This window comes from Pseudomonas berkeleyensis (assembly GCF_014109765.1).
Classification (GTDB): domain Bacteria; phylum Pseudomonadota; class Gammaproteobacteria; order Pseudomonadales; family Pseudomonadaceae; genus Aquipseudomonas; species Aquipseudomonas berkeleyensis.
This window is the reverse complement of sequence record NZ_CP059139.1, coordinates 1748041-1768013: the sequence shown is the minus strand read 5'-3', so window position 1 is coordinate 1768013 and position 19973 is coordinate 1748041. Positions and strand designations below refer to the sequence as shown.

Below are 19973 nucleotides of genomic sequence, written 5' to 3'. Positions count from 1 at the left end.
GGTGCGCAAATGGCCCCTAGAGCTGGCCTGGAGTGAAAAGATGAGCACTGACAAAGAAGATCTCGAGCTGGACGAAGACTTTGTCGCGGACGATGCAGACAATGCCGAGCCTGCGGTGGAAGTCGCCAAGACCAATCTGACCAAGCGCCGCATCATCGACAACTTCCTCGAAGAACGTCGCCTGCACAAGCAGCTGGCCGAATACGACTTCGACATCTGAAGGCTGGGCCCGCCGGTTTTGGCGCACTTCTTTCCGAGTGCGTCAGGGTTGCCTTCACCGAAAAACGCCGCGATCGTGCCTAGCAGTCGCGGCGTTTCTATTTGGGGTCTGCGTAGGCTGCGCCAGCACCGAGAGTCTGGTGTGCACAGCGCACCCTACATGGATGCGCTCAGCCGAACCTGGAAAAGTCCGGTTTTCTGCGCTGCATGAAGGCCGATAGTGCCTCGATGGCCTCAGGCGAACGTAGTCGCTGACCGAACAGAGCGCCCTCCTCCTCGATCACCTTGCGCAGTTCCTCACGCCCCGGCGCGCGCATCAGGCGCTTGCTGTCGAGCACTGCCGAAGGCGGGAGTTCGAGAAAGCGCTCAGCCATCTCGCGGGCCATGGCCAGAGTCGCGGCGCCATCATCCAGAACCTGATTCGCGATCCCCCACTCGGCGGCTTGCGCTCCAGAGAAGCTCTCGCCAAGCAGCAGCAATTCAGCCGCCCGTGCATGCCCGAGCAGACGCGGCAGAATCAGGCTGGAACCGTATTCAGGGCACAGGCCGAGATTGACGAAGGGCATCCTCAACTGCGCACTGCGGCTGACGTAGACCAGGTCGCAGTGCAGCAGCAGCGTGGTTCCAATCCCGACAGCCGGGCCGGCTACGGCAGCGACCACCGGTTTGGAAAAGTCGAACAGCGCACGCATGAAGTGGAACACTTCACTGTTCAAACCGGAGGGAGGCGCCTGAAGGAAGTCGGCCAGGTCATTGCCGCTGGTGAAGCAATCCTCGCCGCCGGTCAACAAGACCACGCGCACCGAACTGTCCTGATCCGCCTCGTCCAGCACGTCGGCCATACCGGCATACATGGCACGGGTCAGCGCGTTCTTCTTGTCCGGCCGCTGCATGCGCAGGGTCAGTAGACCGCGATCACGTTCGATATGCAGGTGTTCGCTCATGCCGAAGCTCCGTAGGGTGCGCCACGCGCACCGGCATTGGTGCGTATGGCGCAGCCACGCTATACGCGGGTCAGAAAGACGTCGGCGAGCATCTGGCTGCGCGGCAAACCGGCCATGTAGAGGCGCCGCGCGAAGCTGTCGACCGTCGAAGGATGGCCGCAGAGTAAGGCGAGGGTCTGACGGGAAACAAGGCGCAGTTCGGCCAAAGCAGCCGGCAACTGCGCCGCCGTTACCTGTTCGACCTGCAGTTGCGGATGTGCGTCGCACAATGCCTGAAGTTCCTGGGCCAGGTAATGCTCGGCAGGCTCATGAGCGACATGCAGAAGGCGAATGGCGCCGCCGTGCTCCTGGCGTAGCGCTTCGCGCAGCACGCCATACAGGGGCGCCAGACCGGTACCCGCGGCCAGCAGCCAGAGCGGCCGCGCCTGCCAGTCCGGGTCGTAATGCAACGCACCACCCCGCAGTTCCCCCAGACGCAGGCTGTCGCCAACCTGCAGATGACGGGCAGCATCGCTGAAGGCGCCTGGCAGGCGGCAATCGATATGAAACTCCAGCCATTCGTCCTCGCCCGGCAAGCTGGCCAGCGAATAAGGCCGCGCTACGCCGTCAGCGTTCCACAGCACCACGTGCTGTCCGGCGCGGTAACGTAGCGCGCGAACCGGCTTCAAGCGCAGACGCAGCACATGCGAGCTGGGCCAGTCCAGGGCGACGACCTGAGCGCCAATACCATCGCGCTGCGGATCGAACGGCTCGACTTCGAGGTCATCCACTACCAGGCACTGACAGGCCAGACGCCAACCCTCGGCTCGCTTGTCGAGTGCCAGCGCCTCGGGCTGGCGATCCAGCGGCTCCCCCGCCACGCAACGCACCAGGCAGGCATGACAACTGCCAGCGCGACAGCTGTAAGGCACGGCAACACCGCCCGCCAACAAGGCATCGAGCAGATTGCTCTGGCTGGCCACCTGCAGTTGCTGGGTGCCCACGCGCAACTCAGGCACCGGCACCCTCCCAGCTGGCATCACAACGATTACGGCCGCCGCGCTTGGCCTGGTAAAGCGCCTGGTCGGCACGCTGCAGAGCCTCGTCGAGATCATCGTCAGCGCACAACAGGGTCATACCGGCGGACAGGCTGAGATTCTCCACGTTCACGCCCACTGGCTCGGCCGTGGCGAAGGCCTCACGCAGACGTTCGCAACAAGCGGTGAACTGGTCAGCATCGGTATTGGGCAACAACAGGACGAACTCCTCGCCGCCATAGCGGGCAATGATGTCGCCGTCACGCAGACAGGCGCGGGCCACAGCGGCGAAGGTCTGCAATACGCGGTCGCCTGCGGCATGGCCATGAGCATCATTGATCCGCTTGAAATGATCCAGATCGATCAATGCCAGGCCATGTTGCCGCCCATTGCCCATGTGCTGCAACTCACGGCTGGCCAGGCGCAGGAAGTGGCGGCGATTGAACAGGCCAGTTAACTCGTCTGTGGCGACCAGATCCTCGAGCTGGCGCATCATCCCACGCAGCGTGTCCTGGTGCGCCTGCAGGGCGAAGCGGCGCTGACGCATGCGCTTGCGCATCGCCTGTACGTAGCTGGAAAACAGGCACAACCAGACCAGCATGATGAACAGCACCCACACCTGCAGCCAGGCCATGCTCGGGTCGACCAGTTGCATGCGATAGGCCTCGATCAGCACCATCGCGGTGAAACCGAAGAACGCAAAAGCAGCGCAGCGCACGAATACCCGCGGCGGCAATTGGAATACGCCGAACAGCAGGATCAATATGTAGAACACCAGCATGCTGCCACGGGCACTGTCGAAGAACGCCAGCACCGGTGGTTGCCAGGCCAACGCCACCAGCACCTGGGCTTCGGTCAGGCTGGGATCGTCGAAACGCAGATTACGCCCGGAGAGAAACAGCCAGAGGAACACCAGTTGGCTGCCGAATACACCGAGCGTCAGCCAGGCAGCGGTGCTGACCGAACCGAGAAAGAGACCGTTGAACACGGCAAACCAGCAGACGAGCGCCATCATCGCGTAGGAAGCGAAGGCCATGGCGAAGCGTTTGAGCAGAAGGTTCTGCAGGCTGCGTTGCGTTCCCCGGCGAGTCGTTGAGCTCATGGGCTCCGTCCCATACTGGCATCTTGCCGTACTCTACCCCCGTGATCACAAAAAGCCTAGGCCGCCGATAACCGCCCACAGCCCTGACCATCGACCTTCGGCGGCTGTGCCCGTCGCGGCTGGCGAGTTATACTGCCGCGCCTTTTTGGTCGCTCTAGAAAGCACAACGATGCAGCGCTTGGCTAAGGCCAAGCGCTACGCCGCAGCCGAGGTAGTTTTCTGGAGATGCCCTTTTGCCGCTGCGCCGGGTCAAGATTCGGCGCTTCCTTATAGATGTTCCCTGATAGAGGAGCGCCCCAATGACCGTGATCAAGCAGGACGACCTGATTCAGAGCGTCGCCGACGCCCTGCAGTTCATCTCCTATTACCACCCCGTCGACTTCATCCAGGCGATGCACGAAGCCTACCTGAAGGAAGAGTCCCCGGCCGCGCGCGACTCCATGGCGCAGATCCTGATCAACTCGCGCATGTGCGCCACCGGCCATCGCCCGATCTGCCAGGACACCGGCATTGTCACCGTGTTCATCAAGGTCGGCATGGACGTGCGCTGGGACGGCGCCACCATGAGCGTCGACGACATGATCAATGAAGGCGTACGTCGCGCCTACAACCTGCCCGAGAACGTGCTGCGCGCCTCGATCCTGGCCGACCCGGCCGGTGCCCGCAAGAACACCAAGGACAACACCCCGGCCGTCATCCACTACTCCATCGTCCCTGGTGACAAGGTGGAAGTGGACGTCGCGGCCAAGGGCGGCGGCTCCGAGAACAAGTCGAAGATGGCCATGCTCAATCCATCCGACTCGATCGTCGACTGGGTTCTGAAGACCGTGCCGACCATGGGCGCCGGCTGGTGCCCGCCCGGCATGCTCGGCATCGGCATCGGCGGTACCGCCGAGAAGGCTGCGGTGATGGCCAAGGAAGTGCTCATGGAGCACATCGACATCCACGAACTGCAGGCCCGTGGCCCGCAGAACCGCATCGAAGAGATCCGCCTGGAGCTGTTCGAGAAGGTCAACCAGCTGGGCATTGGTGCCCAGGGCCTCGGTGGCCTGACTACCGTGCTCGACGTCAAGATCATGGATTATCCGACCCACGCCGCTTCGTTGCCGGTGTGCATGATCCCCAACTGCGCCGCCACCCGCCACGCCCACTTCGTGCTCGATGGCTCCGGTCCTGCCGAGCTGGAAGCACCGGATTTGGACGCCTACCCGGAAATCGTCTGGGAAGCCGGCCCGTCGGCGCGCCGCGTCGACCTCGACACCCTGACTCCGGAAGACGTGCAGAGCTGGAAGCCGGGCGAGACCATCCTGCTCAACGGCAAGATGCTCACCGGTCGCGACGCCGCGCACAAGCGCATGGTCGAGATGCTCAACAAGGGTGAAGAACTGCCGGTCGACCTGAAAGGCCGCTTCATCTATTACGTGGGCCCGGTCGATCCGATCGGCGACGAAGTGGTAGGCCCAGCCGGCCCGACCACCGCCACGCGGATGGACAAATTCACTCGCCAGATCCTCGAACAAACCGGCCTGCTGGGCATGATCGGCAAATCCGAGCGCGGTCCGACCGCCATCGAAGCGATCAAGGACAACAAGGCCGTGTACCTGATGGCCGTCGGCGGCGCCGCCTACCTGGTGGCCCAGGCGATCAAGAAGTCCAAGGTGCTGGCGTTCGCCGAGCTGGGCATGGAAGCGATCTACGAGTTCGAGGTCAAAGACATGCCAGTCACCGTTGCCGTCGACAGCAACGGCGAATCGGTACACATCACCGGCCCTGCGATCTGGAACAAGAAGATCGCCGAAAGCCTGGCGGTGGAAGTGAAGTAATCCGCTCCAGTTGCAAGCGGAAGCCCGGCCCTGTGCCGGGCTTCTGCGTTTTCGGCAGTTGAGAACGAGCAAAACGGAACGATGGCGGCAAACGCGTGGCCTAAGCCGAAAAAGGAGACGCCATGACCTTTTCCATCATCGCTCGCTGCCCCCGTACCGGCCAATTCGGCGTCGCCGCCGCCACTGCCATGCCTGCCGTGGGCAAGTTGCTCAGTCATGCGGCCGCCGGCATAGGTGCCGTGGCGACCCAGGCGCAGGTCAATCCCTACCTAGGCCTCGACGGCCTGGAATTACTGCGACAAGGCTATTCGGCACCTGCCGCACTCAGCGTGCTGATGACCACCGATCCCTGCATGGAACTGCGCCAGTGCGCGTTGATCGATCGCCACGGCGATAGCGTCTGCTGGACTGGCGACAAATGCATTCCCTGGGCAGGTTCACTGGCCGGCGAGCAATTCTCCGTACAGGGCAATCGTTTGGTCGGCCCGCAGGTGCTGGATGCCGTAGCCGATACCTTCCGCCTCGGTGAAACCAGGCCGCTGGTCGAACGCCTGATCGATGCCCTGGCCGCGGGTGATGAACACGGCGGTGATCGCCATGGCGAATCCTCGGCGGTGATCTATGTGGTCGATCACGAGCAGTATCCACTGTGGGACATCCGCGTCGATCATCACCTCGATCCGGTAGCAGAGCTGCGGCGCCTGCACGAAGTATTCGCGCGTGACGTGCTGCCGGAAATTCTCGCCATGCCAACCCGTGCGAATCCGGCGGGCAAGGCGGCGGAAGACTCGGTCTGAGACCCTAACGCGCAGCCGTCCCGAAACGGCGTCGGTAATCGCCCGGTGACAAGCCCACCAGCCGGGCGAAGACCTTGCGAAAGGCCCCGCTGTCTTGATAGCCCACCTGCCACGCCACCTGCTCGATGCTTTGCCGGCTGTGCTCCAACAGGTCGCGGGCTCTGTTGACCCGTAGTTGCTGGCAATATTCCGTTGGTTTCAACCCGGTGGCGGCGCGAAAGCGCCGTAGAAAGGTGCGCTCGCCCAATCCCGCGCGAGCGGCCATGCCAGCCAGATTCGCCTCGACCATCGCTGGCCCCTGCAGCCATTGCTGGACGTTCAATACCGCGGCATCGCCATGATCGAAGCTGGGCACAAAGCTGCTGAACTGGCGTTGCGACTCGCGGTTGAGATCCACCACCAGAAACCGGGCAGTCTCGGCAGCGATGGTCGGCCCGAGCAGCCGCGTCACCAGCGCCAGGCCGAGGTCTGTCCAGGCCATCAGGCCACCTGCGGTGATCAGGTCGCCGTCATCGACCACCATCCGCTCGGGCAAGACCTGCACATTGGGATAACGCTCTGCCAACTCACCCGCCAAAGCCCAGTGAGTGGTCACCGAACGCCCCTCGAGCAGGCCCGCCTCGGCCAATGGAAAGGCGCCAGCACAGACCGATGCCAGCGTCACTCCTGAAGCATGCAGACGCTCCAGCCAACGGCAGTAAGCCATCTCCAACGCGTAGCCAGCAGAAGCATCCAGACAGGGCGGCAGGATCACCACCTGCGGCGTACCCTCGGCCTGCGGGTGGCTGTCGAATACACGCCGAACCTTGCCTGCATCATCGATCTGCCAGTGACTGACACGCAGCCGATCCGTACCCTCACGCTCCTGGCTGGCAGCCATATCGTTGGCCACCGTGAACAGATCGCCCAGGCCATACACCGCCGCCAGTTGCACACCGGGATACAGCAACAGCCCGATTTCCAGGCAGCGCCCGCTCATTGTCAGTTTTTCCCCGCAGATTGTCGGCCTCGCCCATCCTCGAACGTCAGCCGTAGCGATAAGGTTTGCCCCACATCATCCCACGGAGAGCAACATGAGCAAGCGTGCTTTGGTACTGATCGACATCCAGAACGACTATTTCGAAGCCGGAAAATGGCCGCTGCACGGCATGGAGGCGGCTGCCGACAATGCCGCCCGCGTCCTGGCGGCTGCGCGCAAGGCTGGCGACAAGGTGGTGCACGTACGCCACGAGTTCCAGAGCGACGACGCGCCCTTCTTTACCCCGGCATCCGAAGGCGCGCGCATTCATGCCAGTGTGCAGCCACGGGTGGACGAAGCCGTGGTGCTCAAGCACCAGGTGAACGCCTTTCTCGATACCGAACTCAAGGCACTGCTCGATGAAGCGGGTATCGAACAGGTCACCCTGGTCGGCGCCATGAGCCACATGTGCATCGACGCCGCGGCACGTGCCAGCAGCGACTTCGGTTACACCACCACCGTGGTACATGACGCCTGCGCAACGCGCGACCAGGAATTCGACGGCCAGTCGATTGCGGCCACTCAAGTGCATGCGGCCTACATGGCAGCGCTGGCCTTTGCCTATGCGAGCGTGGTTTCTACCACGCAGTACCTGGCCAGCACGCCCGATTCAAACTAGATAACAAACGGATGCATAGGTCATCCGGCATGACCTATGCCGTGCCCGAGAATCACCTTGTGGACGCAGAGTACGACACTCCACGCCCACTTTGCAGTGATCAACTTAGGCTCGCCACTCACAATAAACTGGATTTCTTCATCAGCGTTACTATGCTGCGCTCTTCACTCACGGCCAAGGAGATCGGCCATGTTCACCAGAGGTCTATTCAAGCAATCCCTCTTCATCAGCTCCATCGCTGGCATCTTTCTGACATGCCAGGTCACTTACGCCGCTCCCTCCTACTCGATGAAAGGCCCCCGCGACGTGACATGGGCCGACTTTCTCGGCTTGAACGTCCAACTACAATGGTTCCCCGAACAGTCCTACCGGTATCAGATCGCCAAGCTCAAGGAGCTGGAACTGCAATGGATTCGTATCGGCTTGAACTGGGATCGCATGGAGCCGCAAGCAGGGCAGTGGCAATGGACGGACTTTGATCGACTGATGCAGGTCGTCGAGGAAGAGGAGCTCAAGCCACTGATCTACATGGTGGGCTCAGCCCCCCATGCGACATCCGCACCAACAGGGGTAAGCAACCCCGATCAATATCCGCCAACCAATCCACAACTGTTCGCCAACAGTTTCGCGACCCTCGCTAGTCGCTATCCCTACGTGACAGCTTGGCAGGTATGGAACGAGCAAAATATTCCGCCTTTCTGGCAACCGATGGAAAATCCGTGGCAATACCAGCAGTTGCTGGAAAGCACCCTGACTACCCTGGCCATAGTCAGGCCGGATGCCACTCAGGTAATAGGTGGACATGCCTACTACAGCCAGATGCCCGTGTTGGGCGGCTATATGTTCGAAGCCCTGTACCACCTCGGCAGCCTCAACCCTAATCGCGTGAACGCCTATCACCCCTATACCCAAGAGGCGGAAGGTGACTATTCAGGTGCCGGCGATTTCATCATCAATGCCAACGGGCTCAACCAGAATCTGCGACTGCTCAGCGGTGGCCCAATTTGGGCGACCGAGTTTGGTTGGTCCAGCTACCCAGGACCTGTGGAGCTACAACCCATCATTGGCGAACAAGGTCAGGCCGACCACATGCTCCGCCGCTTGGCGCTGATGAGCGCCATGGATTACGACCGCATCTTCCTGTTTGCCCTCAATGATCTGGACGCTCGCGCCACAGTGCGAGATCAGTTCTACGGACTGCTACGCCTCGATGGCAGCGAAAAGCCCGCATACCAGGCGCTGAAACGCTTTCTGCAGGTTACCAGCGCAAGCATGACCCCTCTGGATCCGCCTGCGTTTGCAAATGCTCCTGAGGGAATGATCAGCATTGCCTGGCAGCGCGCCGACGGCCGCTGGCTTTGGATGTTCTGGGCACAAGAGGATGGAACGGTGCAGTTGCAACGTAACGGCAGCGGTACGCTCTACAACCCTCTCCAAGGCACCAACCAGAGTGTCAATTCCAATGGTGCTGGAATTACCATCAACGTCACGCGCGAGCTGCAGATGCTGGTGCTATGAGCCAAATCGCTGCAATTGCATCTCGCGCAGGCGACTGAGCGTACGGCGGAAGGCAAAACCGAGGTAGCCCTGGGTATAGAGTTCATCCAGGGCCACCTCGGCTTCGATGTACAGCGGCACACGGCGGTCGTAGCACTCGTCGACCAGGGCGATGAAACGTCGTACCGCATCGTCGTTGCGCGATAACGCCGGCAACTGCCGATCCCCTGCATCGACCCGTTCGGCAGCATCCTCGGTGCCACGGGCGATGCGCCCTTCACGCTGCTCGCCGCCCAGGCATGGCACCTCGCCAAGCAGGATGGCCGGAAAGCGCTCGCACAATTCGATGAAATCCACCGCCGCCAATGGCTGCTCGCACAGATCACGGAAACGACACCACAGCGCTGCCGGACTATGGCCGAGGGTCGATACGCTGCGATGAGCCAGCTCCACTGGCTCACGGCTGATGATCCGCCCCTCGCTCAAACGAGCGAACAGCTCACCCAAGGCTTGCGGCTGCCGTACCCAATAGCGCTGCACCTCGGCGCCGGGGTGCAGGCGATGATCCTGATCGCCATCCACCGCCACCACCTGCATATGCGCCTCGAGCGCGGCGATGGCCGGCAGGAAGCGCTCGCGGTTATAGCCCTCGGCATACAGTTGCTCCGGTGGCTGGTTGGAGGTCGCCACCAGCACCACGCCCTGCTCCACCACCAGACTAAGCAGGCGACCGAGCAGCATCGCGTCGCCGATATCGCTGACGAACAGCTCGTCGAAACACAGCACGCGCACCTCACGCCCCAGCTCCTCGGCCAACAGGCGCAGCGGATCGGCATTGCCGGTCAGCTGAAACTGACGGCGATGTACCCATTGCATGAAGTGATGGAAATGCTGCCGCCGCGCCGGCACGCGCAGGGCGTTGTAAAAGCTGTCCATCAGCCAGGTCTTGCCACGCCCGACCGGCCCCCAGAGGTAGACACCGAGCGGCCGTTCGCCTCGCTCTACAGCCTCATGGCAGTGCTGCAGCGCCTCGACCGCACGTCGCTGCGCTGTATCGACGACGAAGCCGGCTGCAAGCGCTCGCTCGTAGGCGGCCTGCGGCGAATCGTGTGGCACCTGCATCACGGTCAACGTAGCACCAGCCGGCCGTCGTCGAACTGCCGCGGCCAATCGCGCCGAGTGAATACCTGGCCCTGCTCGCGCACACGGCGCACTTCATCCAGATCCAGCTCGCAGATCAGCCAGTGGCTGCGCGTGGGGCACAGCTCCTCGCTCTCGGCGACGATGCCGCTGGCCGGCATGCCGTAGTCCGATGGCACGTACAGCGAGGCGCGGCCATAACCTTCGTCGAGCGACGGCGACCAGGGCGCCAGGCCGACAGTGGGCGAATGCAGCACGGCGATCTGGTTCTCCAGCGCACGGGCCTGCGCGCCGATACGCACGCGGTGAAAACCGGCCACGGTATCGGTGCAACTGGGTGCGAGGATCAGATCGACACCGGCTTCGGCCAGGGTATGCGCCAGCAGCGGAAACTCGTTGTCGTAGCAGATCAGAATGCCCAGCTTGCCCAGTGCCGTATCGAACACCTTCAGCCCGTTGCCCGCTGCAATGTGCCACTGCTCCACTTCGAAGCGGGTCATGATCAGCTTGTCCTGACTGCCCAGGCAGCCTTCCGGGCCGAACAGCCAGGCACGGTTGCGGTAGATGCCATCGTCGTCCAGCACGGCTACCGAACCGGGTTGCAGGTAGATTTTCAGCCGCCGCGCCAGACTCTCGCACAACGCCAGCCAGCGTGGCAGCAGCGACTGGATACCGGCGATGGAGCCGTGCAGATCGCCGCGCTCGGCTTCCGGCAACTGGCCGGTCAGCACCAGGCCGGCGTATTCCGGCAGCAGCAACAGTTCGGCACCTTGCCCGGCCGCTTCCTCGCACAACGCCGTCAGGTGCTCGGCATAGGCGTCCCAGGTGGCGAACAGATCGATGTGATATTGGCAGGCGGCGACCTTGATCATGAAGCGAGCTCCTTCAACCAGAACGACATGGGTTTGGCCGATTCCTCGGCTTCGTCCAGGTCGCGCCAGTAGTAATGGGTGTGCAATTCGGGGTGATGGCGATAGCCACGCCGCGTCCAGAACGCGTCCAGTGGCTGGTAGTCGGTTGGCCGGCGCGGGTGATCGGCCGGGCGCTGCACGGCGCAGAAGGCGCACCAGTCGAAACGGCCCAGCTCACGTGCATGAGCCTCGCGCTCGACGAAGAAGCGCACGCCCAGGCCACGCCCGCGCCAGGCTGGCAACACCACCGACTCGGCGCAGTAGAAGATCCGCGCCGGGTTCCAACCCGCGGCAATGAACGGCTGCTGGAATTCCTGAGTTTCATCGACCAGCGGCAACGCCGTGGAGGCACCGACCACCCGCCCTTCGTCACGTACCAGCACGCACAGGCTAGCCGCACTGCGTACGTAGGTGGCCAGGTACTCGGCCTCGTAGTCGAGGTTGCCGTCGTAGAGGTAGGGGAACTCACGGAACACCTGGATACGCAGGCGCGCCAGGTCGTCGATATGGGGCGCGATCTCGGCCCCGTGGAGCAACTGAATGTCCATGCGCAGTCGTTGGCCAACAGCAGGGTGACGCCGACGGCTATGCCGGCGGGAAGCGGCGAACTTATCATGCCCGCCAGCAAACCACTAACCACGCTACGAAAGGAACTTAGCCATGACCGCCACCGAACTGGTACAGGCCTACTACGCCGCCTTCAACGCCAGCGACATGCCCGCCTTCCTCGACCTGCTGGCCGAGGACGTGGTGCACGACATCAACCAGGGCGAACGCCAAGTCGGCAAGGCCACCTTCGCCGCCTTCATGGACAAGATGAACCGCTGCTACCGCGAACGCCTGACCGACATCGTGGTGATGCAGAACGCTGACGGCGACCGCGCTGCCGCCGAGTTCGTGGTACACGGCGAATACCTGGCCGACGACGAAGGCCTGCCACCGGCCAACGGCCAGACCTACGTGCTGCCGGCCGGCGCCTTCTTCGAGATCAGCAACGGCAAGGTCGCGCGCATCAGCAACTACTACAACCTCAATGACTGGATCGCGCAGGTCGGCTGAGAGGCACGCACCGCACAGGGCGCCCAGCCAGAAGGCGCCCGAAACATTCTGCAAAGGCTTAATACAGCGTTAAGCCAACCCCTCACACAATTGGCCCCAGGTTCATCACCGAGGTTCCGAGCATGGAACTACCCTGGGCGCATCACGATCGTCCCGTTGCCCGTATCGGGCGCGGCGATAGCTACGAACTCCACCTGGCGTCCCCCGGCAGCGCACGTCGCGCGGCCCTGGAGCAGTTCATCCGCCAGCGCTTCGAACTGCAGCACGGCGCACGCATCCGTCACTTCATGCCCTGCCTGTTCGGCCTGGAAAACCAGACCGGGCAGTTGCTTGGCGCGGTAGGCGTGCGCAGCGGCAACAGTGGCCCTCTGTTCCTCGAGCGTTACCTGGACGAACCGATCCAGACCGCCATCGGGTCGCGCCTGGGCAATACCGAACCCGGCCGTGGCGAACTGGTGGAGGTCGGCAACCTGGCCGCCGACAGCCCCGGCGCAGCACGCCTGCTGATCGTCGCCCTGACCGACCTGCTGGTGGCCCTGGGCTTTCGCTGGGTCACCTTCACCGGCACGCCGACCCTGCTCAACAGCTTCCAGCGCCTGGGCCTGACGCCCATCGCCCTCGGTGAAGCCGATCCGGCGCGCATGGGCGAGGAGCTGGCCGACTGGGGCAGCTACTACGACAACCGTCCGCTGGTCATGGCCGGCGACATCCACGGCGGACATCAGCGTCTGCTGCAGCTGGGCGCCTATCCGCGCCTCGGTCATCAACCGCTCTATGCCCTGGAGGACATGCCCAATGTGGTCTGCAGCTGAGTCCTTCTTCGCTCGTCTGGCCGAGTTCGGCCCACAGGTCGCACTGGCCGAGGGCGAGCGCACACTGACTTATGCCGAGCTGCTCGGCGCGGTCGCAGCGCGCGGCAGGCACCTGCGCGCCCTTGGCGCCCATCGCGTGGCATTGGCCATGGATAACGGTATCGACTGGGTACTGTGGGATCTGGCGGCGTTGCATGCCGGCCTGGTCTGCGTGCCGGTGCCGGCGTTCTTTTCCGCCGACCAGCAGCGCCACGTACTAGACAGTGCCGGTATCGACTGCCTGATCGGCAACGGTGCTCCCGGTTTCGCCAACGTGGAAGCCGATATTCATCGCCGCACGGTGGCACGCCCTGCCGCATTGCATGCCAATACCTGCAAGATCACCTACACCTCCGGCACCACCGGCCAGCCCAAGGGCGTGTGCCTGGATCTGGACACACAACTGGCGGTGGCCGACAGCCTGCTCAAGGCCAGCGCCAGCCGCGAGGTGCAGCGGCACCTGTGCATCCTGCCACTGGCGACCCTGCTGGAGAACATCGCCGGCGTCTACGCACCACTGCTGGCCGGTGCGCGGGTGGAACTGATGCCCATGGCGCAGATCGGCCTGACCGGCGCCAGTGGTTTCGACCTGGCGCGTTTTCTCCAGGCGCTGCATGTAGCTCAGCCGCACAGCCTGATCCTGCTGCCGCAATTGCTGCTGGCCCTGGTCAGCGCCGGCGAACGCAAATTGCCACTGCCCAGTTCATTGCGTTTCGTCGCCGTCGGTGGCGGCCGGGTTTCCGCGCAGTTGCTGGAGCGCGCCGATGCCCTCGGCCTGCCCATCTTCGAGGGCTACGGCCTGTCCGAATGCGCGTCGGTGGTGTGCCTGAACACACCCGAGCAACGCCGTATCGGCAGCACCGGCAAACCGCTCGGCCACCTGCAGGTGACACTGGCGGATGACGGCGAGGTACGGGTCAAGGGCGCGCGCATGCTCGGTTACCTCGGTGAGCCAGCGCCGCAAGGCGAGTGGCTGGGCACCGGCGACCTGGGTCACTTCGAGCAAGGTTTCCTGGTACTGCACGGGCGCAAGAAACATCAGTTCATCACCGCCTACGGGCGCAACGTCAACCCGGAATGGGTCGAGTCCGAGCTGGTGCAACAGCTGCCCATCGCCCAGGCCTGGCTGCATGGCGAAGCGCTGCCGGCCAACGTCGCTGTGCTGGTGCCGCGCTTCGCCAATACCCCGGACGCGCAATTGCAGGCAGCCGTGGACGCCGTCAACCAAGGGCTGCCGGATTACGCCCGCGTGCACCACTGGCTGCGCGCCGATGCCCCGTTCAGTGCAGGCAACGACCTGGCCACGGCCAACGGTCGCCTGCGCCGCGCCGCCCTGTTCAATCATTACCAAAGCGCCATCGCTGAGCTGATGGCAGAAGGAGTACACGCATGAGCTTCTACGAATCCCTGCTGGCCCAGACCCAAGCCGAGCGCGACTACCTGCTCGGTGCGCCGATCATCCGCCAGGCCATGACCGGCCAGGTCGCCCTGCGCAGCTATATCGCCTTCCTCACCGAGGCCTATCACCACGTCAAGCACACCGTGCCGCTGCTGATGGCCTGTGGCGCACGCCTGCCGGAACGCCTGGAATGGCTGCGCGAAGCCATCGCCGAGTACATCGAGGAAGAAACCGGCCACCAGGAATGGGTACTCAACGATATCGCCGCCTGTGGTGCCGATAAGGAAGCGGTGCGCCATGGCACCCCGCACCTGCCCACCGAGCTGATGGTGGCCTACGTCTACGACCGCATCGCCCGGCACAACCCGGTGAGTTTCTTCGGCATGGTCAACGTGCTCGAAGGCACCAGCATCGCCCTGGCCACCCAGGCCGCCGGCATCATCCAGGACAAGCTGCAGTTGCCGAACAAGGCCTTCAGCTACCTCAACTCCCACGGCAGCCTGGATCTGGAGCACATCGAGTTCTTCAAGAAACTGATGAACCGCCTGGACAACGATGACGACAAGGCTGCCGTGGTGCACACCGCCAAAGTGGTCTACCGCCTGTATGGCGACATGTTCCGCAGCCTGCCGCTGTCGGGCGAGGAGTAAGGTCATGCAACCAACGGATTGCCGTGTCCTGCTTACCGGCGCCAGCGGCGGTATTGGCCTGGCACTGGCGCATCGTCTGGCCAGTGAAGGCGCGCACCTGCTGCTGGTGGGCCGTCGCCTGGAGCCCCTGCAGCCGCTGCTGCAGCGCTTCCCCCAGCACGTGCAACTGGTGCAGGCCGATATCGGTACCCGCGCCGGGCGTGATGCCCTGGTCGCCGCCGCGCAGAACTTCGGCGGGCTGAACTGCCTGATCAATGCCGCCGGGGTCAACCGCTTCGGCCTGCTCGACCAGCAGGACGAGCAGCAGATCGCCGAACTGATCGGCCTCAACGTCACCGCCACGCTGCAGTTGACCCAACGCCTGCTGCCGCTGCTGCGCGCCCAACACCGCGCACTGGTGATCAACGTCGGCTCCACCTTCGGCACCATCGGCTACCCAGGCTTCACGGCCTACTGCGCCAGCAAGTTCGCCCTGCGCGGTTTCTCCGAAGCGCTGCGTCGCGAGCTGGCCGACACCAACGTGCGCGTCCTCTACTTCGCGCCACGTGCCACTCGTACGCCGATGAACGCCCCCAGCGTGGTGGCGATGAACGACGAACTGGGCGTGGCCATGGACGACCCGGAGCAGGTGGCCGCCGAGTTGCTGCAAGCCATCCGCCACGAGCAGGAGGAACGCTACCTGGGCTGGCCGGAACGCCTGTTCGTGCGCCTCAACGGCCTACTGCCACGCGTGGTCGACCAGGCCCTGCGCAAGCAGTTGCCGATCATTCAACGCTTTGCCCGCCACAAGCACTGAGGAGATTGCCCGTGAACCTGTTTCGTACCCTGATAATCACTGCACTCGGCTTCGCCGCCCTGCCCGCCTTTGCCCTCAGTGAAGGAGGCGAGGCGCAATTGCACCAGTTGCAGACACGCTGGGCAGAGATCAACTACCAGACGCCGGAGAAACAGCGCGAGGAAGCCTTCGCCAAGCTCGTCACCCAGGCCGACGCGGCACTGGCCAGCGAGCCCAAGGCCCCCGAGCTGCTGATCTGGCGCGGCATCATCCTCAGCACCCAGGCCGGCGCCAAGGGTGGCCTCGGCGCTCTGGGCCTGGTCAAGGAGGCCAAGGCCAGCCTGGAACAGGCGCTGGCCATCGACCCGCAAGCCCTGGCCGGTTCGGCCTACACCAGCCTCGGCAGCCTGTACTATCAGGTACCGGGCTGGCCGATCGGCTTCGGCGATGACGAGAAGGCCGAGCAGATGCTCCAGCAGGCACTGGCGATCAACCCGGAAGGCCTCGACCCCAACTACTTCTACGGCGACTACCTGCAACGGCAGAAACGCTACGAGGAATCCCGCGCCGCACTGGAGAAAGCCCTGGCCGCCAAGGATCGCCCCGGCCGTGAACTGGCCGACAAGGGCCGCCGCGCAGAAGCCACAGCGCTTTTGCGGCAAGTCGAGAGTAAACTCCAGTAACTCGGACGCACCCCTACAGGAGTTGCCATGCGCATTCTTCTCGTCGAAGACGACCAGGCCCTGGGCGAAGGCATTCGCACCGCGCTGAAACCCGAAGGCTACACCGTGGACTGGCTGCAGGATGGCGCCAGCGCGCTGCATGCCCTGAGCCACGAGAGCTTCGAGCTGGCCATTCTCGACCTCGGCCTGCCGCGCATGGATGGCCTGCAGGTGCTCAAGCACCTACGCACCAATGCCAACCCGGTGCCGGTGCTGGTACTCACCGCCCGTGACGCAACCAGCGACCGCATCGCCGGGCTCGATGCCGGCGCCGACGACTACCTGATCAAGCCCTTCGACGTGGCCGAACTCAAGGCGCGTCTGCGCGCCTTGCTGCGCCGCAGTTTCCAGCGCCCGCAACCGGCGCTGGAGTACCGCGGTATCAGCCTAGACCCAGCCAGCCAGGTGGTCGAATACCAGGGCCAGACCATCAACCTGCCGCGCAAGGAGTTCCTCTTGCTGCACGAGCTGCTGATCCAGCCCGGTCGCGTACTGACTCGCGACAAACTGCAACAGGCGCTCTATGGCTGGGACGAGGAAGTGGAGAGCAACGCCCTGGAAGTGCACGTGCACCACCTGCGCAAGAAATTCTTCCCGGAGCTGATCCGCACCGTGCGCGGCGTCGGTTATCTGGTGGACAAATGAGGTTGCTGAAAACCTTCGGCTCCATCCGCACCCGTCTGCTCGCCCTGCTCCTGCTGCTGGTTGCCGGCAGCTTCGGGCTGATCAGTCACAAGATCTACAACGACTCGGTGCATGAAGTACGCGAGCTGTTCGACGCCCAGCTGTCGCAGACCGCGCGCCTGCTCATGGGGCTGGTACGCCACGACCTCAGCGAGACCGAACGCCGCGAGATGCAGGCGGTGCTCGACGAAGCGCTGCTGCTGCACAGCTCGCGCAACCCGGACAACCTGCTCGGCCACGAATACGAAGGCAAGCTGGCCTTCCAGATGCTCGACGACGATGGTGAGTTGCTGTTCCAGTCGGCCAGCGCCCCGCCGGGGCTGCTCAACGACATGATCAAGCAGCTCGGCCTGGTATTGCCGGACAACGACCAGCCGATGCAGCAGCGCCTGGCACAACTGGCCCGCTACCTGATCGGCTACCACACCCTGACCATCGGCGAGCATAACTGGCGCGTGTTCGTGCTGCATGACAGCCGCGATTACCACTGGGTGCTGGCCGGCGAGCGCGAGGACGTGCGCGGCGAGCTGATCGACAAGATCGCCAAACGCAGCCTGCAGCCGCTGCTGATCGGCCTGCCCATTGTCGGTCTGTTGTTGTGGCTGACCGTGGGCTGGGGTTTGTATCCGCTCAAGCGCATGGCCGATGCCATTCGCGGCCGCGCCCCGGACAACCTGGCGCCGCTGGTCTTCCCGCCATTACCCAATGAACTGGAACCGATGGCAGCCGCGCTCAATCGCCTGCTGATGCAGGTCAACCAGCTGCTGGAACAGGAAAAACGCTTTATCGCCGATGCTGCCCACGAATTGCGCACGCCCTTGGCGGTGCTGCGTATTCACGCCCAGAACGCACTGGAAGCGCCAGACGCAAGCGACCGCGAAGGGGCGCTGAAACAGTTGGGTAGCGGTGTCGACCGCGCGACCCGTGTGGTCGCGCAACTGCTGACCCTGGCGCGGCTGGATCCCAATGGCGTGCGCCTGAACATGAGCGACATCGACCTGCTGGCCTTCCTGCGCAGTGAACTGGCCGAGCTGACGCCACTGGCGCTCAATCGCCAGCAAGAACTGATTCTCGACGCCCAGGAGCCCGCCGACTATCAGCTACCAGCCGATGCCCCGAGCCTGGGCATTCTGCTGCAGAACCTGGTGAGCAATGCTGTGCAGTACACCCCGGCTGGCGGCTGCATCCAGGTGCACTTGCTGGCCAATGCCCATGACCTGGTGCTGCAGGTGCACGACAGCGGCCCCGGCGTGCCTGCAGAACTGCGCGAGCGGCTGTTCGAGCGCTTCTTCCGTATCGGCGAAGGCCAGGGTGCAGGGCTCGGCCTGTCCATCGTGCGCCGCGTGGTGGAGTTGCATCAGGGCAGCATCGCCCTAGACGACTCGCCGCTGGGCGGCCTGCGCGTCAGCGTCAGGCTGCCGCGCCAGCGCGCTGCCATCGAGCACAGCGCCTAACCCGCAGCACCGACCACACGCAGTGGCACCTGACGCCCGGCCTTCTGCGCCAGGTAACGGGTGCAGCTGACGCGCAGGAAGGAGGCGAAGTTGACCACTTCGCCGCGAAAATCCATCACCTCTTCGTACAACTTGGTGATCAGCTGGTTGGTGGTCATGCCGTCGACTTCGGCGATCTCACGCAGGATGTCCCAGAACTGGTTCTCCAGGCGCAAGGTGGTCACCACGCCGCGGATACGCAGCGAGCGCGAGCGGGACTCATAGAGGATGGGGTCGGCCTTTACATATAGTTCGCACATTGGTCGTGCTCCTGAGAACCTGTTCACGATCTGCTGCGCGTCGGCCCTACTGCGTTAAAAACAGGCTGGAGCGCCAGCCCGGTCGGAATGCTCATTTACAGCTCGTAAAGTCGAGCGCGACTCCGACCGTTCCTCGCCTGTTTTTGCCTTGTATGGCTCTAGCTCGCGAGATCGTGAACAGGTTCTGAACGGTAGGGCGGGTGCAACCCGCCGCATGCGGACTGGCGGGTTGCACCCGCCCTACGTCTTGCCCGCGTCATAACCCGGCGCAGTTAGCGCGTAGCCCGGATGCAATCCGGGAAACCTGCTGCATGATGCGCCGAGGATTGCACCCGGGCTACACCTGCTTACAAACGGATTTCCGTGCCGAGCACCTTGAGAAACGCAGCCAACCAGGCCGGGTGCGCAGGCCATGCCGGTGCGGTGACCAGATTGCCCTGCACATGCGCCTGATCCACCGGGATCTCCACATAAGTGCCGCCCGCCAGCCCCACCTCCGGCGCACAGGCCGGGTAAGCACTGCACTCGCGGCCTTGCAAAATGCCGGCAGCAGCCAGCAGTTGCGGGCCGTGGCAGACCGCAGCAATGAGTTTGTCAGCCTGGGCGAAGGCTTTGACCAGAGCGACCACCTCGGCATTCAGGCGCAGATACTCCGGGGCGCGGCCACCGGGTACCAGCAAGGCGTCGTAGTCGTCAGCACGCACCTTGGCGAAGTCGAAGTTCAGGGCGAAGTTGTGCCCCGGCTTCTCGCTGTAGGTCTGGTCGCCCTCGAAATCGTGAATGGCGGTACGCACCGTCTGTCCGGCGGTCTTGCCCGGACACACCGCATGCACCGTGTGACCGACCATCAACAGTGCCTGGAACGGCACCATGGTTTCGTAATCTTCGGCGTAGTCGCCGACCAGCATGAGAATCTTCTTGGCAGCCATGATCGTCTCCTGAAGGTGGGTGGAGCGAAATCATTATTCGCCGCCCTGCCCACCCTCAGGTAACA

22 protein-coding genes are annotated in these 19973 nt (G+C 63.5%); 13 read left to right on the top strand and 9 right to left on the bottom strand.

What is annotated here, in order from left to right:
* The first annotated feature begins 40 nt into the window (after positions 1 to 40).
* On the top strand, positions 41 to 220 hold the full coding sequence (locus tag HS968_RS08165; protein WP_106739468.1) for a PA3496 family putative envelope integrity protein: 180 nt from the start codon (positions 41 to 43) through the stop codon (positions 218 to 220).
* Between the two features lie 169 nt (positions 221 to 389).
* Here HS968_RS08165 and HS968_RS08160 read toward each other — a convergent pair whose 3' ends face one another.
* From HS968_RS08160 to HS968_RS08150, 3 genes are read right to left on the bottom strand one after another with little or no spacing between them, the layout of a single operon-like run.
* Positions 390 to 1163, bottom strand: a complete 774-nt coding sequence (locus tag HS968_RS08160) for an enoyl-CoA hydratase (RefSeq protein ID WP_179624335.1) — start codon at positions 1161 to 1163, stop codon at positions 390 to 392.
* A 59-nt stretch (positions 1164 to 1222) separates the two neighbouring features.
* Positions 1223 to 2161, bottom strand: coding sequence for an iron-sulfur-binding ferredoxin reductase (locus HS968_RS08155; protein WP_182370918.1), 939 nt, complete (start codon positions 2159 to 2161; stop codon positions 1223 to 1225).
* The gene (locus tag HS968_RS08150; RefSeq protein WP_182370917.1) at positions 2154 to 3281 is read right to left on the bottom strand and encodes a GGDEF domain-containing protein; all 1128 of its coding nucleotides are present in this window, start codon (positions 3279 to 3281) and stop codon (positions 2154 to 2156) included. The genes HS968_RS08155 and HS968_RS08150 overlap by 8 nt, the downstream gene beginning before the upstream one ends.
* A 299-nt stretch (positions 3282 to 3580) precedes the next feature.
* On the opposite strand from HS968_RS08150, the gene HS968_RS08145 reads away from it, so the two are divergent.
* Positions 3581 to 5104, top strand: coding sequence for a fumarate hydratase (locus HS968_RS08145; protein WP_119693663.1), 1524 nt, complete (start codon positions 3581 to 3583; stop codon positions 5102 to 5104).
* A 122-nt stretch (positions 5105 to 5226) separates the two neighbouring features.
* Complete coding sequence (locus tag HS968_RS08140; protein ID WP_179624332.1) at positions 5227 to 5901, top strand: DUF1028 domain-containing protein; 675 nt, start codon at positions 5227 to 5229, stop codon at positions 5899 to 5901.
* A gap of 4 nt (positions 5902 to 5905) precedes the next feature.
* Here the strand turns inward: HS968_RS08140 and HS968_RS08135 are convergent, their stop codons facing one another.
* Entirely contained in the window at positions 5906 to 6880 is a 975-nt protein-coding gene (locus HS968_RS08135) for a GlxA family transcriptional regulator (RefSeq protein WP_182370916.1), read from the bottom strand.
* A 94-nt stretch (positions 6881 to 6974) separates the two neighbouring features.
* Here HS968_RS08135 and HS968_RS08130 point away from each other — a divergent pair, with 94 nt between their 5' ends.
* Positions 6975 to 7538, top strand: a complete 564-nt coding sequence (locus HS968_RS08130) for a cysteine hydrolase family protein (protein ID WP_182370915.1) — start codon at positions 6975 to 6977, stop codon at positions 7536 to 7538.
* Between the two features lie 189 nt (positions 7539 to 7727).
* Positions 7728 to 9056 carry a beta-galactosidase gene (locus HS968_RS08125; RefSeq protein ID WP_182370914.1) on the top strand — a complete coding sequence of 443 codons (1329 nt, stop codon included), beginning with the start codon at positions 7728 to 7730 and terminating at the stop codon, positions 9054 to 9056.
* Here HS968_RS08125 and zapE read toward each other — a convergent pair.
* From zapE to HS968_RS08110, 3 genes are read right to left on the bottom strand one after another with little or no spacing between them, the layout of a single operon-like run.
* Complete coding sequence (zapE, locus tag HS968_RS08120) at positions 9051 to 10157, bottom strand: cell division protein ZapE (RefSeq protein ID WP_182370913.1); 1107 nt, start codon at positions 10155 to 10157, stop codon at positions 9051 to 9053. The two genes, HS968_RS08125 and zapE, sit on opposite strands and share 6 nt — an antisense overlap.
* Before the next feature lie 5 nt (positions 10158 to 10162).
* A complete protein-coding gene (locus tag HS968_RS08115; protein ID WP_182370912.1) occupies positions 10163 to 11047 on the bottom strand; it encodes a carbon-nitrogen hydrolase family protein in 885 nt (294 codons plus the stop codon).
* Complete coding sequence (locus HS968_RS08110; RefSeq protein WP_182370911.1) at positions 11044 to 11634, bottom strand: GNAT family N-acetyltransferase; 591 nt, start codon at positions 11632 to 11634, stop codon at positions 11044 to 11046. The genes HS968_RS08115 and HS968_RS08110 overlap by 4 nt, the downstream gene beginning before the upstream one ends.
* Before the next feature lie 112 nt (positions 11635 to 11746).
* On the opposite strand from HS968_RS08110, the gene HS968_RS08105 reads away from it, so the two are divergent.
* The 8 genes from HS968_RS08105 (at position 11747) to HS968_RS08070 (ending at position 18680) form a co-directional block, all read left to right on the top strand.
* Complete coding sequence (locus tag HS968_RS08105; RefSeq protein ID WP_182370910.1) at positions 11747 to 12145, top strand: nuclear transport factor 2 family protein; 399 nt, start codon at positions 11747 to 11749, stop codon at positions 12143 to 12145.
* A 122-nt stretch (positions 12146 to 12267) separates the two neighbouring features.
* Positions 12268 to 12957, top strand: a complete 690-nt coding sequence (locus tag HS968_RS08100) for a thermostable hemolysin (protein WP_119693653.1) — start codon at positions 12268 to 12270, stop codon at positions 12955 to 12957.
* Positions 12941 to 14389, top strand: coding sequence for an AMP-binding protein (locus HS968_RS08095; protein WP_119693652.1), 1449 nt, complete (start codon positions 12941 to 12943; stop codon positions 14387 to 14389). Before HS968_RS08100 ends, HS968_RS08095 begins: the two co-directional genes overlap by 17 nt.
* Positions 14386 to 15045, top strand: a complete 660-nt coding sequence (locus HS968_RS08090) for a TenA family transcriptional regulator (RefSeq protein ID WP_119693651.1) — start codon at positions 14386 to 14388, stop codon at positions 15043 to 15045. Before HS968_RS08095 ends, HS968_RS08090 begins: the two co-directional genes overlap by 4 nt.
* Before the next feature lie 4 nt (positions 15046 to 15049).
* Positions 15050 to 15841: an SDR family oxidoreductase gene (locus HS968_RS08085; RefSeq protein WP_119693650.1), complete on the top strand. Its 792-nt coding sequence runs from the start codon at positions 15050 to 15052 to the stop codon at positions 15839 to 15841.
* A gap of 11 nt (positions 15842 to 15852) precedes the next feature.
* Entirely contained in the window at positions 15853 to 16503 is a 651-nt protein-coding gene (locus HS968_RS08080) for a tetratricopeptide repeat protein (protein WP_182370909.1), read from the top strand.
* Between the two features lie 27 nt (positions 16504 to 16530).
* On the top strand, positions 16531 to 17187 hold the full coding sequence (locus HS968_RS08075) for a response regulator transcription factor (RefSeq protein ID WP_182370908.1): 657 nt from the start codon (positions 16531 to 16533) through the stop codon (positions 17185 to 17187).
* Positions 17184 to 18680, top strand: coding sequence for an ATP-binding protein (locus tag HS968_RS08070; RefSeq protein ID WP_182370907.1), 1497 nt, complete (start codon positions 17184 to 17186; stop codon positions 18678 to 18680). The genes HS968_RS08075 and HS968_RS08070 overlap by 4 nt, the downstream gene beginning before the upstream one ends.
* Here HS968_RS08070 and HS968_RS08065 read toward each other — a convergent pair.
* On the bottom strand, positions 18677 to 18979 hold the full coding sequence (locus tag HS968_RS08065; RefSeq protein ID WP_119693647.1) for a ribbon-helix-helix domain-containing protein: 303 nt from the start codon (positions 18977 to 18979) through the stop codon (positions 18677 to 18679). The two genes, HS968_RS08070 and HS968_RS08065, sit on opposite strands and share 4 nt — an antisense overlap.
* A gap of 347 nt (positions 18980 to 19326) precedes the next feature.
* On the bottom strand, positions 19327 to 19911 hold the full coding sequence (locus HS968_RS08060; RefSeq protein WP_182371588.1) for a DJ-1/PfpI family protein: 585 nt from the start codon (positions 19909 to 19911) through the stop codon (positions 19327 to 19329).
* Between the last annotated feature and the right edge of the window lie 62 nt (positions 19912 to 19973).